We start from the raw sequence: 15,466 nt of genomic DNA, 5'->3' as shown, positions 1-15,466 counted from the left end.
GCTGGCCGAACAAGACGAGGAGTGGATGACCGCAAAAATCTACCTGAACATGAAGCCTTGACCCGACGCTATTGCGCAACAACACAGAACCAAAATCGAAATTTACAGAATAGATGTTGCTTTATCTGGTAATTTCGGGACATTTGGATGTGAGTCGCGGGCGCAGCACCATCGACATCGATGCGCATTCCTTGCATTGCCTGGGATGCCACGCAGGCAGTCATTCGGATGGCGGATCAGTCAGCATCGGCAGCAGCGGCGTCCTGCGTCATGCCAGCGGTGCGGCTCCCCACCCAATCGGGCGCAGCTACCGTGACGCGAGCAAGAGAGGCGGCTTCCAACCGGAAAATCAGTTGGCACAAAAGAAGATTTTGTTGTCAGATGGAAGAATCAGCTGCATTTCCTGCCATGAGGCTTATAAGAAAGAACATGGCAAGCTGGTCGTCTCCAATGAGCGTTCGGCGCTCTGTCTAGCCTGCCACGCCAAATGATACCTGTCGCTGCCAGCACCTCCTCTCGGCCCGCTTACCGGCGTCAAATGAATTACGTTGATAAATCCATTCAGCGGTCACTGCTGATCGCTCTGGTGGTTCTTGAGGTAGTTCTGGTGTGCGTGTCGACATGGGTCACATACTGGCATCTCAACAACTTGCTTGAGGAGAGCCTGTATCGAGTTCATCTCGTCCAGACGGGGCCCATTCTGACGCGCCTCGTGACAGAAGGTTTCGCGGTGCTGGGCGTGTTCGCTCTAGTCAACCTGACTGCGCTGATGCTTGCTCAAAGAATTTGGAGCCGCCACGAAAATCTGGTCTTGAAAGATTTCACAAAACTGATCGCTAAGACACGCAAACTCGATTTTTCAAGCGATCCTGCAAGTCACCCGCAAACTGAAGTGCTGGCGCTTGCCATGGCCTGGAGAACGCAAGAACGCACTCGTTTCACTGCCATACGCAATCAAGTGGCAAAACTGGAGGCCTCCGTGTCGGCTGGTAAATCACCGCAGACCTTGCTACTCGCCGTGGAAGACTTGAATAGACTCTTGTCCTGAACCGCCTCCGCGGCCTTCGGTCGTCAGCTTTTCATTCAATGACACCCAGCTTACCCGCTTGGCTGCCCACATACCAGTAGAGCCCCTCGGAATCAATGGCAGCATTGCGTATCCCGGTATTCTTTGTCGGTAGCTTGAAAATCCGAATTTCCTCGCTACGGGGATCGAGCATGATCACGCTGTCGGTTTGGATCTCGCTGACCCAAATGCGTCCGTTTGCGTCTGCGTTTACGGCATAGGGGCCAGCATTCGGCCCGCCTGGAAGCTCATATTCTTTGATCACTCGGGATACGGTGGGATCAATTTTCAGCAGCTTACCCGTGCCATAGAGAGAGACCCACAGCATACCGTCCGGCGCCACCGCAGTCCGTCGTGGATGCGATCCCAAACCCAGTAACAACTCCGTGACCTTGCCGGTCTTTGGCTCCAAGCGCACTATCCGGTCGGCGGCCATGCGTGTGACCCAAACATTGCCGCTTTGGTCCAATGCCACTGAGTATGGCTTGTCGCCAATCGGGTATTCTGTGATTTTGCCGCTAGCGCGCTCAAGCCTCGCCACTTTGCCGACTTTTCGCAGCGTGAACCAAATATTGTCCTCACCATCCAGTACCAGCGTATAAGGATTGCTGTCAGCGGACGGGATAAGGTATATTTTTATCTTGCCGGTGGATGGATCGAGTTCGCCGATGGTGCCGTTGCCGAAACCGCCAAAGAGTACTTTGCCATCGCGCGCCACCACCACGCCCAGCGGCTGCGTTCCAACAGGTACGTTCCAATCTTGGAAGAGCTTCAACTTTGGGTCAAAGCGGGCAATTTGGTCGCCCGAGCGCACTGCGAAATAAACATTTCCGTCGCGCCCGATAGCCGGATCACGCACAAATTTCGGCACTGGCACCTGCCACTCGGTTATTTTCCCCGCAACCACCCGCGTGCCCGGTGTTGCGCTGGCGTTTGAGCCTCCCGCCAGCGACTCAAAAGTAACGACAGCAAGCAGGGCAAGCAGCCCCAACTTCAATGTATGTATCAGTCTGAAGTCCATTTTTAGTTCTGGTTCGCCAGGCTTAGGATGGGTGCACTGGCGCAGCGTCTCCGCTGCTCAAGGCATCGGGTTGAAACTCGTCGAACTTGCGGTACAGGCTAGACAATCCGATTCCCAATTTCTGCGCGGCCAGCTTGCGATCTCCCCCGGCACCCTCGATCGCACGCTGCAGGATTTCGAGTTCCAATTTTCGCATCTGATCGCGAAGGGAACCATTGGAGCCTATCGCTGCACCAGCCAATGTCTTTGGTAAGCTTGTTCGGATAATCGTCGTAGGCAGGTCAGCGATCGAAATGCGGTTGTCTTCCGCCAGGATGCATGCGCGGGTGATTACGTTTTCAAGTTCTCGCACGTTTCCCGGCCATCTATGAGCCAGCAGAATTTCTTCTGCCAAAGGATCGATTTCCATTGTTCCCAATCCGCTCGGGCACAGGTTGTGAAGCAAAAAACGGATCAGTCCGGGCATGTCCGTCTGCCGCTCGTTCAATGGTGGTATCTGAATCTGGAACATGCTGAGCCGAAAATACAGATCCTCGCGAAATTTACCATCTTTCACCAGGTTCACAAGATTGGCATTCGTCGCCGCGATGATGCGCGTATCGACATGGCGCACTTGCTCGCTTCCCAGCGCCCTGACTTCCTTGTCCTCGACCATGTGCAGCAGTTTGGTCTGCATGTGCAAGGGTAGTTCGCCAATCTCGTCAAGGAACAAGGTGCCACCGTTGGCCTGCAAAAAAAGCCCCTTGCGGGCATGATCGGCACCGGTAAACGCGCCTTTGGTATGTCCGAAAAACTCACTCTCCAGCAGGTGTTCGGGCACCGCGCTGCAATTGACCTGCAAAAACGGGCCAGTGCGCCGCTTGCTCTGATCGTTGATCATTCGCGCCACCACGCCTTTGCCGGTGCCGCTTTCTCCGGTGATCAGGACCGTGCAGTCAGTGGGCGCTACTTTTCTAGCTAGTCGCTCTACTTCCAGCATTCCGGGCGAGGTGAATCGGTACAACTTGGGTGAGCTATCGCTTACAACCTTGCGCAAGGCCTTATTTTCTTCGCGCAAGCCGCGCAACGCGTCGATTTGAGAAAGTCTGTGCGCCACCTCTTCATAGCGCACTGGCTTGGTGATGTAATCCGACGCCCCGGCCTGCAGCGCTTCGACAGCTGTTTCGATCGAAGCAAATCCCGTAACCATGATAAACGTCGTTTCGATCCCGGCGGCGCGGCAATTGCGTACCAGTTCAATACCGTTTCCGTCGGGCATCTTGATATCGCATAGTGCCACATCGAAGTCCCCGCGGGAAAGCATCGTCGCGGCCTGTTTTACGCCGTTGGCCTGTTCCACCGAATAGCCAGCTTTGATCACTGCGGCAGCAAGAATCTGGCGCAATGCCGGTTCGTCGTCAACAACTAAAACGTTCAGAGATGGCATGCTTGCTTAGGCTCCGGTATGCGACGCCAGCGTGAGACGGACTCGCACTGAGGTGCCGACCCCGAGCGTCGATTCTAGCCCGATGCGATTGCCGCAGCTCTCGAGCAGGGACTTGCACAAAAACAGGCCAAGGCCGCGGCCCTTGTTGGGCGGCTTCGTCGTATAGGCTTCATCGAATGCGTGCGCCAGCACAGAACTGTCCATTCCCTTGCCGTTGTCGCTTACCGTCAATAGCAACTCACTTTTTGTCGCCAACGTCGACACCCATATCGTCGGACTGCGCTGAGGGACATCCTCCAGCGCGTCAGCCGCATTGATCAATAAGTTCATCAGCACTTGCGTCAGATGATCGGCGATGGCGTTGATTGCGGGTATCTGGGAATCAAGATTAAGAGCCATTTCTATCTTGTCAAAGCGCTTGTCGTAAGCAATGAAATTACATGTATTGCGCACGAGCGAATTCAGATCGAGCAACTCGTGCTCTGGTGAGTGCGGTGCGGTGAGCTCGGCGATCTGTCTCGAAATAGCAGTGATGCGTTTGGCTTGCTCCAGTATCAAGTCGGATGGATCGATACCGAACTCCGCACACGATGCGTGTTGGCCAGAATCTTTCAGCGATTGAGCGATTCCCGCAATCGCCGCAATCGGGTTGTTGATCTCGTGCGCAACGGCTGCGGCAAGCGAGCCGATGGCCGCCATCTTTTCCTTGTGAAAGCGCTGTTCGCGCGAGATTTCCAGCTGCCGCTCGCGCAGTCGTAATTCGGATTGCATGCGGTTGATCGCCTTCATCAAATCGCCTACTTCGTCGTCGCGCGTGACCTCTACCGGTGGTCCCCGATAGCCGACCACAATATCCAACGCACGCGTTGCAAGCCTCCTGATATCGGATGCCAGTCGTGTGAGAAACAGCGCAATCAGTGCGCCGAAAATTAGCGCTCCCACGAGAGTCATAACTGCCGCAGTGAACGACATGATGTCATACTCGTTGCGGTAGCGTTGCCACAGCAGGCTCTTGCGCTCACGCAATTCCCTAGTGATCTGATCCAGTTCACCGCTTAGTTCCTTTCCGTGCTCTCGCAGCGAGACCATGCTGCCATGCGAGGGTTCGGTACGCAGTCTGGCCATATCCTGGTCCAGGCGATCATTCCTCTTTTTAAGCCCCGGGTAATAGTCCTGCAATCCAATCAGACCCGCTTGGATCAGTTCCACATCGAGCGCAATATGCTCTTCAAACGCTGGGGGCAGACTGTCGTTGGAAAAGAACCTTTCCTCTAACTTGAGCATGGAATGGGAGACAGCATAAGTAGTCTTCCCGAGCGCGCTTTCCGTTGTATAGATACGCTCCATTTCGGAGAAGTAGAGCAACAGATTCGAGCGTTCTTGCGACAGGATGAAATCACCTGCTCCTACGTAAGCCATCAATGCCATGAAAGCGAAGATGCCTTTGGCTCGCAGCGTGAGCTTCACTTTGGTCTTGGCAGGGCCAGACCCTGCTGAAATGGGTTCATGTTCACTCTTGCAAAGTGAGGTGTTCGATCAAATGCCTCGCTTGATTGAGACGATGCCGTATACCTGGCCTATCCTGAAGTCGACGGCTTGATCAAATGGATAGTCGATGGCCAATTGTGCTTTTACCGAGTCGGGTCGCTGGTCGCTCGAACCGTGGCATTGCAGGCACATACGCTCCACCATCATCGCCTTGGCGTAGCGGAAATACCTGCCCTGCGGCTCGCTCACGATTTCGATAAATTCAAGCGTCTCCCCTTTTTCGCCTTTGGCTACACGGCGGTCGAAATCGGCAATCACTTTCTGCTCCCATGCATCGGCCATGCCCAGCGCCGAATTGCGTGGTTTCAGGCTTACCGCAGCCACTCTCCAGCCGGTCTTGCGCGACTGCATGGAAAGAATCTCGGGGCAAGTGTATTTGCACACCACGAGCGAGCGTAGCGGGCCACTCAACTGCATTTCCCTGATCAGTTGGGTTCTTAAGTCCCGCCACACCTGGAGAGCAACCTTGCGGCTGTCCTGAATCGATTTACTTTCCGTACTCTCTTGTGAATGTGCGGCCGGGGAAAAGCCTGCCATGCTCACCGTTGTCAAGACTCCGGCCAGAAACCGAATTGTCAAAAACAGCCAGATACCACTCGTCAGCGGACGTCGGTTTTGAACCCTGTTTTTTACCTCCTTACCGAATTTCCTCGTCTGTAAGGTTCCCCAGTTCCTGATTTCTCGAAGCGGCTGCAAAACCGCTTTCAAAATCTGGAATACCTTGATCGGTGTGAATGGGTTCAGTTTTTGCATGTCGGGTTACGCCGAGCAAGGTGAATCGTCTACTTTGTGTCATGCCCGCAAAGGCATAAAAATTGGACAACATGAAGGACTGAATTCGGCTTTCTTTCAATTGGTCTTTTTGAAACCTTCATTTGTCGTGGATGGTACCCGCAATGTGTTGCCAAAGCTCATTCATTCTGGGCGATTTAATTGGCGCCAGCACCCCGTTACAGCAAAGTGCTTTCCTTGAAACGGGAATGTTGTCAGCCGTTTTTCCATGCTTTGAGAATTTTAGTAAACCGCTTCGCAGCTAACAACTGCCTGGCGCGTAGTTATTCGACCCAAATCACTTTTCTGGACGAGTCGCGACATCGTGGCGCGAAAAGTGCTTTTGCCCTGCGAAAGTAAATGTTGATTACGGTTATGTGTGGAGATATTTTTTTGGGAGAACTGAGTTGATTGATCCAATAAGAATGGTGGTCGGGGCGATGCTGTGGCTGATCTTGGGAGTGGCTACTGCCCAGACTGCAGGCGCGGGGATTAAAGGCACGGCACATGATCCCGGTATTTGGTCTTTTGGGTTTGAGCAACAGGTATGCGTTATGTGTCACGCGCCGCACAATACAAACACGCAAGGGCCGCTTTGGAACCGCGCAGCAAATAACACCAATTACACGCTTTACGCATCGTCCACTATGAATGCCTCTGCCGGTCAGCCCGGCTCGGTTTCCAAACTCTGCTTATCCTGTCACGACGGCACGGTAGGGATCCTTGACTACGGCGGTGCTACAGGCGGTATGACGCTTGCTGAAGCAAACAGTTGTACCAATCCTTTGGGATGCAGCACTGTCCTCGGCACCAATCTGTCCAATGACCATCCGGTTGGGATCACTTATGACGCCGCCCTGGCGACTGCGGACAAGGGACTGAATGACCCGTCAACAAAAACCGTGACGATTGGTTCCACGGTAAGCAAGTCCGGCACCATCGCCACGACGCTGTTGTCCAGCGGTAAGGTGGAATGCTCGTCGTGTCACGATGTCCACAACATCTATACGGTGGCAGGCAGCACTGGAACTAGCAAGGGCCTGGTGAAGGTAGGCATGGCGGGAAGTTCGCTCTGCCTCCAGTGTCATACGAAATAACTCTACCAAGACCGCCAAACCATTGCCCGGCTTGCCAAGCTTGAGGACTCCGCGCAAACCATCCAATAAACTACCGTTGTGTTGCACTTGGATTTGAGTGCGCCCTTGCTTTTCTCAGTAATGACTCGTCTGCAAGAGGGCAGGGCGGTGCGGGAGCTGGTGCTCAGCCGGTGTTCCTGAGCCCCGCGGCAATACCGTTGATCGAGATGTGAATGCCGCGCTTGAGGCGTTCATCGGTCTGCCCGGCACGGTAGCGGCGCACCAGTTCGACTTGCAGGTGATGCAAGGGGTCAATGTAGGGAAACCGGTGGCGCATGGAGCGTTGCAAGGCCGCGTTGTGGGCCAGGCGGTATGGGTCGCCGGTGATCAGGCTCAAGGCGTTGGCGGTGCGGTGCCATTCGGCTTCAATGGCGCCAAAGATTTTCTTGCGCAGGCGGGCATCCGTCACCAGCTCGGCGTAGCGAGAACCCAGCGCCAGGTCGCTTTTGGCCATTACCATGTCCATGTTGGAGAGCAAGGTCTTGAAAAAAGGCCATTGCCGGTGCATTTTTTGCAGCAGCGCCAAGGGGTCTTTCTGCCCGCCTTGGGCCAGAAACGATTCAACCGCTGAGCCAAAGCCGTACCAGCCGGGCAGCGTCAAACGGCACTGGCCCCAGCTAAAGCCCCACGGAATGGCGCGCAGGTCTTCAATTTTGTGCGATGGCTTGCGCGAGGCCGGCCGTGAGCCCAGGTTGAGCTCGGCAATCTCGCGGATTGGCGTGGCAGCAAAAAAGTAGTCGGTGAAGCCTGGGGTTTCATAAACCAACTGCCGGTAGGCTGCCATGCTGCTGAGCGACAGCTCGGCAGCGGCTTTCAGGAACGGCGCGCTGGCCGACTTGGTGGGCTGGAGCAAGGTGGCCTCCAGCGTGGCGGCCACCAGGGTTTCGAGGTTGCGCCGGCCGATCTCGGGGTTGGCGTACTTGGAGCCGATCACCTCACCCTGCTCCGTCAGCCGGATTTGACCGCGCACGGTGCCGGGTGGCTGCGCCAGGATGGCCTGGTAGCTGGGGCCGCCGCCGCGCCCCACGGTGCCGCCGCGACCATGGAACAGGCGCAATTGAATCGCCCGGACCTCAGCCACCAACCCGGCATCGCTTGGAATATTCTGGCTGGCCGCCATTTCGTCAAACACGTCGACCAGCGCAATTTCGGCCTGGTAGAGCTCCCAATTGCTGGTGAAAATGCCGCCGTCCTTGTTGCTGTCAGAGTAGCCCAGCATGATGTCCTGCTCGTGGTACTGGTCGGGCCGGCCACGGCTGACCAGCGCGTGGATGCCGGGCAGGGCGTAATACTCGCGCATGATGGGCGCCGCATGGCGCAAGTCTTCAATCGTTTCAAATAGCGGCACCACGATCAGGTCACAGTGCGCCTGCCCGTCGAGCGTGCCCTCGAGCAAGCCGACTTCTTTTTGCAGCAGCAGCACTTCAAGCAGGTCGCTCACGGTTTCGGTGTGGCTGATGATGTAGTGGCGAATCGCCTGTGCGCCAAACAGCGAGCGCATGACTTTGGCGGTCTCGAAAACAGCGAGTTCGCTTTGGGTCAGGGCCGAATAGGTGGCGCCCATCACACGCAGCGGCCGCGCATCGTTCAACAGACCCATGAGCAGCCGGCGCTTGGCCATTTCGTCGAGCTGTGAGTAAGCGCTTTCCAGCCGCGCCACCGCCAGCAGTTCCGCCATCACCGCTTCATGCTGGTCCGAGCTCTGGCGCAAATCGACCGTCGCCAGATGAAAACCAAACACTTCGACCGCCCGGATCAGCGGGTGCAGTCGCTGCGCCACCAAGGCTTCACCATGGTGCGCCAGCAGAGAGGCTTCGATGGTGCGCAGGTCGGCCAGAAATTCTTCCGCATTGGCATAAGCGTTTTGTGGCGCCACCGCATGGCGCGCGGCCTCGCCCCCAGTCAGGTCCTTGAGCACGGCTGCCAGGCGGGCATAGACGCCAATCAGGGCCCGCCGGTAGGGCTCGTCCTTGCGGTGTTCATTGCTGTCGGGTGAGCGCTCGGCCAGGGCTTGCATGGGCGCCAGGCAGTTCACCAGCATGGCCGAGAGCGACAGCTCGCCGCCCAGGTAATGCACCTCGGTCAGGTAGTGGCGCAGTGCCACGTCGGCCTGGCGGCGCAGCGCGTGGGCCAGGGTCTGTGCGTTGACGTGGGGGTTGCCATCGCGGTCGCCGCCGATCCATTGCCCCATGCGCAAAAAGCTGTGCACCGGGTTTGGGCCCAGTTCGCGTTCCAGTTCTGTGTAGAGTCTGGGAATCTCGCTCAGGAAAGTGGTTTCATAGTAGCTCAGGGCGTTTTCCACTTCATCGGCCACCGTGAGTTTGGAAGAACGCAGCAGCCGGGTTTGCCACAGTTGCAGCACGCGTGCTTTCATTTGCTGCTCGTTGAGCAGCAGTTCGCGTGGCGTCAGGGCGTCTTTCTTGGTGTTCACGCTACGGTGTGCGGCAGCGTTGACTTTGATTTCATCGCGTGCGGTCAGCAACTGGGCAATGTCGCGCTCCGCGTCCAGAATGCTCTTGCGCTGGACCTCAGTCGGGTGCGCCGTGAGCACCGGCGACAGATAACTGCTGGCCAGTGATGACGCGATTGATTCAGGTGTTATTCCTGCTGTATGCAAGCGGGTCATGGCCACTTCAATGCTGCCTTCCTGGGTGTCGCCAGCACGCTCGTGGACAGCCCGGCGGCGAATGTGGTGTCGATCTTCGGCCAGATTGGCGAGGTGGCTGAAATAAGTGAATGCGCGGGTCACGCTGACGGCCTGGTCGCCGCTCAATCCCTTGAGCAGTTTCCTCAGCGTCTTGTTGGCGTCGTGGTCGGCGTCACGGCGAAACGCCACCGAGAGCTGGCGGATCTCTTCGATCAGCGCATAGGCGGCAACGCCTTCCTGCTCGCGGATGACATCGCCCAGGAGCCGGCCCAACAGACGGATGTCGTCGACCAGGGGGCGTTCGTTGTCCTGGGTGCGCTGGGTGGGCGCGACTTTTTGAGATTTGATCATGGCGGTTATGGGGCAGGTGGCACAAGAGGGCAACGCCGGGCATGCTAGCATCCTCCACACCTTCAAGATTACCAGCAGGTTACGTCCTGCCACACCACCTCATGAGTACTTTGACAATCGCCACACGAGAAAGCCGCCTGGCCCTGTGGCAGGCCGAACATGTCCAGGACCTGCTGACGCAGCGCGGTCACCAGGTCGGTCTTTTGGGCATGACAACCCTGGGCGACCAGATTCTGGACCGCGCTTTGAGCAAGGTTGGCGGCAAGGGCCTGTTTGTCAAGGAGCTGGAGGTTGCGCTGGAGGACGGCCGGGCTGACCTGGCCGTGCATTCACTCAAAGACGTGCCGATGGAACTGCCCGACGGCTTTGTGTTGGCCTGCGTGATGGAACGTGAAGACCCGCGCGACGCGTTTGTGTCGAATCAATATGCCAATCTGGCCAGCCTGCCGCAAGGCGCTGTGGTCGGCACCTCAAGCCTGCGCCGCATGGCCTTGTTGCGCGCCCTGCGTCCGGACCTCAAGATCGAGCCCTTGCGGGGCAACCTGGACACCCGGTTGCGCAAGCTCGATGACGGCATGTATGCGGCCATTGTGCTGGCGGCAGCCGGTTTGAAGCGGCTCGGTCTGGATCAGCGCATCCGCGACACTTTTGAGCCCACTGATATGTTGCCCGCTGCCGGGCAGGGCGCTCTCGGCATTGAGGTGCGTAGCCAGCGTCAGGATGTGATCGATGCCTTGGCGCCATTGGCGCATCAAACCACCTGGCTGGCGGTTTCGGCTGAGCGCGCCGTGAGCCGGGCCATGGGGGGGAGTTGTTCCATGCCGCTGGCCGCGTATGCCACCCTGGCCGCCGATATTTTGACGATCGATGCCGCCTGGGGCGACCCGGATGGCAAGCTGGCCTTGGTGCATGTGCGCGCCAGTGCGGCGGTGTCCGATCTTGCCAGTGCCACGGCCTTGGGCGCGCGGGTGGCGGCAGATCTGCGCGCGGCCGTGCTGGCCAATGGCGGCACACTGCTGGTGGCGGATGCGCCGCAGGGCCAGGCCTGAATGCGGGTCATCGTGACCCGCCCACAGCGCGAGGCACAGCGATGGGTTCTTGATTTGTCGGCACAAGGCCTGCAGGCCGTCGCGCTGCCATTGATCGAGGTGGGTCCGGTGGACGACACGGCAGATGTCGTTCGGGCTTGGCAACATCTGGGCGACTATGTGGGCGTCATGTTCGTCAGTGGCAACGCCGTTGACTATTTTTTTAAGTCAAATTCGGCTCTAGCCCCCGTATCTATTGGGTCAATAGCTACTAAAACAAGAGCATGGGCAACCGGCCCCGGCACCGCCCGTGCGTTGTTGCGGCAAGGTGTTGCGCCAGAGCGGCTGGACGCGCCGCCAGTCGACGCGAGCCAGCTGGATTCGGAAGCCTTGTGGCAGGTGGTGGGCCCGCAGGTGCAGCCGGGGGACCGGGTGCTGATTGTGCGCGGCGGTGATTGTCTGGGCAGCGCGGTTGCGCGGTCCGATGCGGCTCAGGGCGCCGGTCGCGATTGGTTTGCCAACCGGGTCATGCAGGCCGGTGGTCGACCGGAGTTTGTCATGGCCTACCAGCGCGGCGCACCTGAATTTGGTGGACAGGAGCGCGAGTTGGCGCAGCAGGCCGCTACCGATGGTTCGGTGTGGCTGTTCAGCAGCACGCAAGCTGTCGTCAACCTGAGCACCTGCCTGCCCGGGCAGAGCTGGGCTGGTGCACGGGCTGTGGCCACGCACCCCCGAATTGCAGCGGCAGCGCGGCAGGCCGGTTTTGGCGTGGTCCAGGAGTCGCGCCCGACGCTGCCCGAGTTGGTGGCCTGCTTCAAGCTGATGCAACAGACGGCCCACTGAGTTGCCAACAAGCGCTGTCCTTTGACCCGTTTGGGCTCTGTCCCCAACACTTTAGAATCCAAGTGATGAACTCTGATGCCAACGTCAACGCCGACGCTACCGCCGATATGCCGGCTCCTGGCGCAACGGACCTGCCCGCGGGCGGCGCTGCCGCGGTAGAGGCGCCACCCAGCGCGCACACGGCGCCAGCGGTGCCGCGCTGGCAACGCCTGGTGGGGCTGGCCAACGCGGCTACAGCGTTGCTGGCCTTGCTGCTCAGCGGCTTGTCATGGCAAAAGCTGTCATCAATGCAGGAACAATTGGCGCGCCAGAGTGCCGATGCCAGCGCCCAGTCGCTGGAGGCTCGCTCCACGGCCAAACTGGCGCAGGAGTTGGCGCGCGAGTCGGCGGCGCGGGTGGCGGTCTTTGATGCGCGTTTGAGTGAGATCACGCTGCAACGCTCCCAGCTTGAAGAGTTGATGCAAAGCCTGTCGCGCTCACGCGATGAAAATCTGGTGGTTGACATTGAATCGGCCATTCGCCTGGCACAGCAGCAGGCCCAGCTCACCGGCAGTGTCGAGCCCTTGCTGGCGGCCTTGAAAACCGCGGATCAGCGGGTATCCAGGGCCGCCCAGCCACGACTCACGTCCTTGCAGCGTGCTATCCGGCATGACATTGACCGTGTCAAGTCGGCGGTTGTGAGCGACACGCCCGGCCTGTTGATGAAACTCGATGAGCTGGTGCGCCTGACCGACGAGTTGGTGCCGGCCAATGCCGTGGCGCCCGTGTCGGCCACGGGCTCCATCAAGCGTCAGAGTCTTGAGACGCTGCCCACTTGGTGGCAGCGCAGTCTGCAGGTGGTGATCACAGAGGCACGCAGTCTGGTGCGGCTCAGTCGTATCGAGCAGCCCGAGGCGGCCCTGCTGTCGCCGGAACAGTCGTTCTTTGTGCGGGAAAACCTGAAACTGAAATTGCTCAACGCACGCCTTGGACTGTTGGCGCGGCAGATCGAGTCAGCGCAGGCCGATCTGGTCGCGGCTCATCAGACGCTCGACAAATACTTCAACGCCACTTCGCGCAAGACACAGGCAGCCGTGGCCTTGTTGCAGCAGGTGCAGAACCAGATGAAGACGCTGCGACTGCCGGCGGTGGATGAAACGCTCGCCGCGCTGGCTACGGCAGCTGCCGGAAGGTAACTATGCGGGCTGCCCTGTGGTTTTTGGGATTGTTTGGTGTGGCGGTGGCCATGGCGTTGTTTGTCGGTAATAACCAGGGCACCATCACGGTTTTTTGGCCACCCTATCGGCTTGATCTGTCGTTCAATCTGGTGGTGCTGTTGTTGGCCTTGTTCTTTTTGGGCTTGCATGTGGCCTTGCGTGCGTTGGCCGCCTTGTTTGCCATGCCGGGTCATGCGCGCAGCTGGCGCATCCAGCACCAGGAGCGCGCCATGCACGTCGCTTTGCTGGATGCCCTGTCGCACATGATGGCGGGGCGTTTTATTCGGGCCAGAAAAGCAGCCGAGGTGGTGCTGGCGCGGGAAAGTGCCATGGCGCGCAGTGGTGAAACACTGGCTTATTCGGCTCGCCTGCGATCGCTGTCGCACTTGCTGGCGGCCGAAAGCGCCCAGTCGCTGCAGGACACGGTGGCGCGGGAGGATCATCTGCGCCAATCACTCGAACAGGCGTCAAGGCGCGATGCGCAAGAAACCCGGGAAGGGGTGCAACTGCGGGCGGCCCGTTGGGCGCTGGAAGATCACGATGCCCAAAGCGCGCTGCAATGGCTGAACGATCTGCCGCAAGGCGCCTCCCGTCGCACCCTGGCCCTGCGTTTGCGCTTGCAGGCCGCACGGATGGCACACCAGACGCAGCTGGCGCTGGAAACGGCCCGCTTGCTGGCCAAACATCGTGCATTTTCCGACGTCGCGGCGCCCGGAATCTTGCGCAGCCTGGCGCTGGACCTGGTGCTGACCGCGTACGACCCGGATCAGCTGCAAACGGTGTGGAGTCAACTCGATGAGACAGAACGCCTGATGCCCGAGGTCGCCATTGAGGCCAGCAGCCGGATGCTGAAAGTGGGCGGCGATATCGAGCTGGCCCGCAACTGGCTGCTGCCGGTCTGGGACCACATGCTGGCGCAGCCGGGGGCCTTGACAGACATGCAGCGCATCAGTCTCATTCGGGCGTTGGAAAGCAGCTTTGCAATGGCGTCCGGTGCACCAGAAGCGACCTGGCTGACCCGCATCGAGCAGGCCCAACTGGCCGATCCGGCCGACTCAAATCTGCAATATCTCGCGGGCATGACCTGTATGCGACTGCAACTGTGGGGCAAAGCCCAGCAGTTGTTGCAACACGCACTGCCCAAGTTGCAAGACGCCGGTCTGGCCAGAAATGCCTGGGCCGCGCTGGCCGAGTTGGCCGATCAGCGGGGCGACGTTGTGGCGGCCACGCAAGCCTGGAAAAACGCGGCCAAGGCGGCGGCAAGCGCGTGACGCCTCTTGTGTTCGGGGCTATTATGTGAAACCTATGAGCACCTTGATCGAACACATTCTCAAGCTGACCGACCATCGGGATCGGGATTTGCTGGAACTCACGCTCTCCAAGGCGCTGATTGATCTGTTGCCGATTCAGCGCATCGTCATTGCACGCGTGATGAGTGAGGAAGCTGAACAGCGCTGGCTGGAAGTGGCGCGGCTCGACGCCAGGGGCGGCGGCAAAGTCGTTGATCCGACGCGGGTTGACTTCTTGACACTGGCGCGCCTGAACGATGCGACGGATCGCCTGAAGTGTCTGTTGGGCCGTGAAATGGTCGAAATAGCATGGGCTGGAGACGAGGGTCCTCGCATTTACATGCTTCCCCTGTTTTCTGACTCACGCAAGGATGACGCAGGCGTTATCGAACTTCACTCGGATTCGACCCTGACCGCAGAACATCTTCTGATGGTCGAGCAATTGCGTCGTATTTACCGCAACATGTATTCCTTGCTGGAGTACAGCGACCGCGATGCCCTGTCCGGCCTGCTCAACCGTAAATCGCTTGATGATGCTTTTTACAGCGCGGTGCTGGAAGAGCTTGACGGCCTCACCGGTGAAGCCCGCACGGCGGGCTCTCCCAAAGGACTGGACCAGGAGCGTCGCCATCGGGTGCCGGCCAATTACTGGCTCGGCTCGGCCATTGTTGACAACTTTGAACAGGTCGGTGAGAAGCATGGTCATCTGATCGCCGAAGAAGTGCTGTTGCTCGTTGCTCGTGTGATGAACAACACGTTTCGTACCTACGACCGCCTTTACCGCTTTGGCGGCGAGCATTTTGGTGTGTTGATGCATTGCCCGGATGAGGCACTCGTGCTGGCTGCCTTTGAGCGTTTTCGTGTCAATGTTGAAAAATTCAATTTTCCGCAAGTCGGCCGGGTCACGGTGAGTTGCGGTTTTACCAATGTGCTGGCGGATGATTCGCCCAGCAGCGCGCTTGAAAAAACAGAGGGTGCAGTCGAGTTTGCGCAGCGAAGCGGCGGCAATAAAGTGTGCAGTCATATCGGCTTGGTGCGTCGAGGCTACTTTGGAGACGCGCCCAAGGTGGGGGCGGTCGACCTTTCTTGACAAAAGCAGGGCGTAAAAAAGGGCACTTGACGTGCCCTTTTTTGTGGCTGCCCC

Annotated in this window: 13 protein-coding genes; 8 read left to right on the top strand and 5 right to left on the bottom strand. The window is 58.5% G+C overall.

Going from position 1 to position 15,466, the window contains the following annotated elements; translation table 11 throughout:
* Positions 1 to 113 precede the first annotated feature (113 nt).
* Complete coding sequence (locus WA157_RS19450; protein WP_422622556.1) at positions 114 to 491, top strand: cytochrome c3 family protein; 378 nt, start codon at positions 114 to 116, stop codon at positions 489 to 491.
* A 47-nt stretch (positions 492 to 538) separates the two neighbouring features.
* Positions 539 to 1,048: a hypothetical protein gene (locus WA157_RS19445; protein ID WP_422622555.1), complete on the top strand. Its 510-nt coding sequence runs from the start codon at positions 539 to 541 to the stop codon at positions 1,046 to 1,048.
* A 31-nt stretch (positions 1,049 to 1,079) separates the two neighbouring features.
* On the opposite strand, the gene WA157_RS19440 is transcribed toward WA157_RS19445, so the two are convergent.
* The 4 genes from WA157_RS19440 to WA157_RS19425 form a co-directional block, all read right to left on the bottom strand.
* Entirely contained in the window at positions 1,080 to 2,087 is a 1,008-nt protein-coding gene (locus WA157_RS19440) for a virginiamycin B lyase family protein (RefSeq protein WP_422622554.1), read from the bottom strand.
* Between the two features lie 22 nt (positions 2,088 to 2,109).
* Entirely contained in the window at positions 2,110 to 3,513 is a 1,404-nt protein-coding gene (locus WA157_RS19435) for a sigma-54-dependent transcriptional regulator (RefSeq protein ID WP_422622553.1), read from the bottom strand.
* A gap of 6 nt (positions 3,514 to 3,519) precedes the next feature.
* Complete coding sequence (locus WA157_RS19430; RefSeq protein WP_422622552.1) at positions 3,520 to 4,980, bottom strand: ATP-binding protein; 1,461 nt, start codon at positions 4,978 to 4,980, stop codon at positions 3,520 to 3,522.
* Between the two features lie 69 nt (positions 4,981 to 5,049).
* Entirely contained in the window at positions 5,050 to 5,814 is a 765-nt protein-coding gene (locus tag WA157_RS19425; protein ID WP_422622551.1) for a Tll0287-like domain-containing protein, read from the bottom strand.
* Positions 5,815 to 6,239: 425 nt separating this feature from the next.
* Here WA157_RS19425 and WA157_RS19420 point away from each other — a divergent pair, with 425 nt between their 5' ends.
* Complete coding sequence (locus tag WA157_RS19420; protein ID WP_422622550.1) at positions 6,240 to 6,929, top strand: hypothetical protein; 690 nt, start codon at positions 6,240 to 6,242, stop codon at positions 6,927 to 6,929.
* Between the two features lie 163 nt (positions 6,930 to 7,092).
* Here WA157_RS19420 and ppc read toward each other — a convergent pair whose 3' ends face one another.
* A complete protein-coding gene (ppc, locus tag WA157_RS19415; RefSeq protein WP_422622549.1) occupies positions 7,093 to 9,966 on the bottom strand; it encodes a phosphoenolpyruvate carboxylase in 2,874 nt (957 codons plus the stop codon).
* A 101-nt stretch (positions 9,967 to 10,067) separates the two neighbouring features.
* Here ppc and hemC point away from each other — a divergent pair, with 101 nt between their 5' ends.
* The 5 genes from hemC (at position 10,068) to WA157_RS19390 (ending at position 15,412) form a co-directional block, all read left to right on the top strand.
* Positions 10,068 to 11,015, top strand: a complete 948-nt coding sequence (gene hemC / locus WA157_RS19410) for a hydroxymethylbilane synthase (RefSeq protein WP_422622548.1) — start codon at positions 10,068 to 10,070, stop codon at positions 11,013 to 11,015.
* Entirely contained in the window at positions 11,016 to 11,837 is an 822-nt protein-coding gene (locus WA157_RS19405) for a uroporphyrinogen-III synthase (RefSeq protein WP_422622547.1), read from the top strand.
* A gap of 65 nt (positions 11,838 to 11,902) precedes the next feature.
* Entirely contained in the window at positions 11,903 to 13,012 is a 1,110-nt protein-coding gene (locus WA157_RS19400; RefSeq protein ID WP_422622546.1) for a uroporphyrinogen-III C-methyltransferase, read from the top strand.
* A gap of 2 nt (positions 13,013 to 13,014) precedes the next feature.
* Positions 13,015 to 14,304, top strand: a complete 1,290-nt coding sequence (locus WA157_RS19395) for a heme biosynthesis HemY N-terminal domain-containing protein (protein WP_422622545.1) — start codon at positions 13,015 to 13,017, stop codon at positions 14,302 to 14,304.
* Positions 14,305 to 14,338: 34 nt separating this feature from the next.
* On the top strand, positions 14,339 to 15,412 hold the full coding sequence (locus WA157_RS19390; RefSeq protein WP_422622544.1) for a GGDEF domain-containing protein: 1,074 nt from the start codon (positions 14,339 to 14,341) through the stop codon (positions 15,410 to 15,412).
* Positions 15,413 to 15,466 lie beyond the last annotated feature (54 nt).

It is taken from the genome of Rhodoferax ferrireducens (assembly GCF_049302455.1).
Lineage (GTDB): Bacteria > Pseudomonadota > Gammaproteobacteria > Burkholderiales > Burkholderiaceae_C > Rhodoferax > Rhodoferax ferrireducens_B.
This window is presented reverse-complemented; position numbering and strand designations above follow the sequence as displayed.

Excerpts from the sequence above, each read along its gene's own strand:
- WA157_RS19450 (WP_422622556.1), top strand. The coding sequence starts at position 114 with ATGTTGCTTTATCTGGTAATTTCGGGACATTTGGATGTGAGTCGCGGG.
- WA157_RS19445 (WP_422622555.1), top strand. The coding sequence starts at position 539 with ATGAATTACGTTGATAAATCCATTCAGCGGTCACTGCTGATCGCTCTG.
- WA157_RS19440 (WP_422622554.1), bottom strand. The coding sequence starts at position 2,087 with ATGGACTTCAGACTGATACATACATTGAAGTTGGGGCTGCTTGCCCTG.
- WA157_RS19435 (WP_422622553.1), bottom strand. The coding sequence starts at position 3,513 with ATGCCATCTCTGAACGTTTTAGTTGTTGACGACGAACCGGCATTGCGC.
- WA157_RS19425 (WP_422622551.1), bottom strand. The coding sequence starts at position 5,814 with ATGCAAAAACTGAACCCATTCACACCGATCAAGGTATTCCAGATTTTG.
- ppc (WP_422622549.1), bottom strand. The coding sequence starts at position 9,966 with ATGATCAAATCTCAAAAAGTCGCGCCCACCCAGCGCACCCAGGACAAC.
- hemC (WP_422622548.1), top strand. The coding sequence starts at position 10,068 with ATGAGTACTTTGACAATCGCCACACGAGAAAGCCGCCTGGCCCTGTGG.
- WA157_RS19405 (WP_422622547.1), top strand. The coding sequence starts at position 11,016 with ATGCGGGTCATCGTGACCCGCCCACAGCGCGAGGCACAGCGATGGGTT.
- WA157_RS19400 (WP_422622546.1), top strand. The coding sequence starts at position 11,903 with ATGAACTCTGATGCCAACGTCAACGCCGACGCTACCGCCGATATGCCG.
- WA157_RS19395 (WP_422622545.1), top strand. The coding sequence starts at position 13,015 with ATGCGGGCTGCCCTGTGGTTTTTGGGATTGTTTGGTGTGGCGGTGGCC.
- WA157_RS19390 (WP_422622544.1), top strand. The coding sequence starts at position 14,339 with ATGAGCACCTTGATCGAACACATTCTCAAGCTGACCGACCATCGGGAT.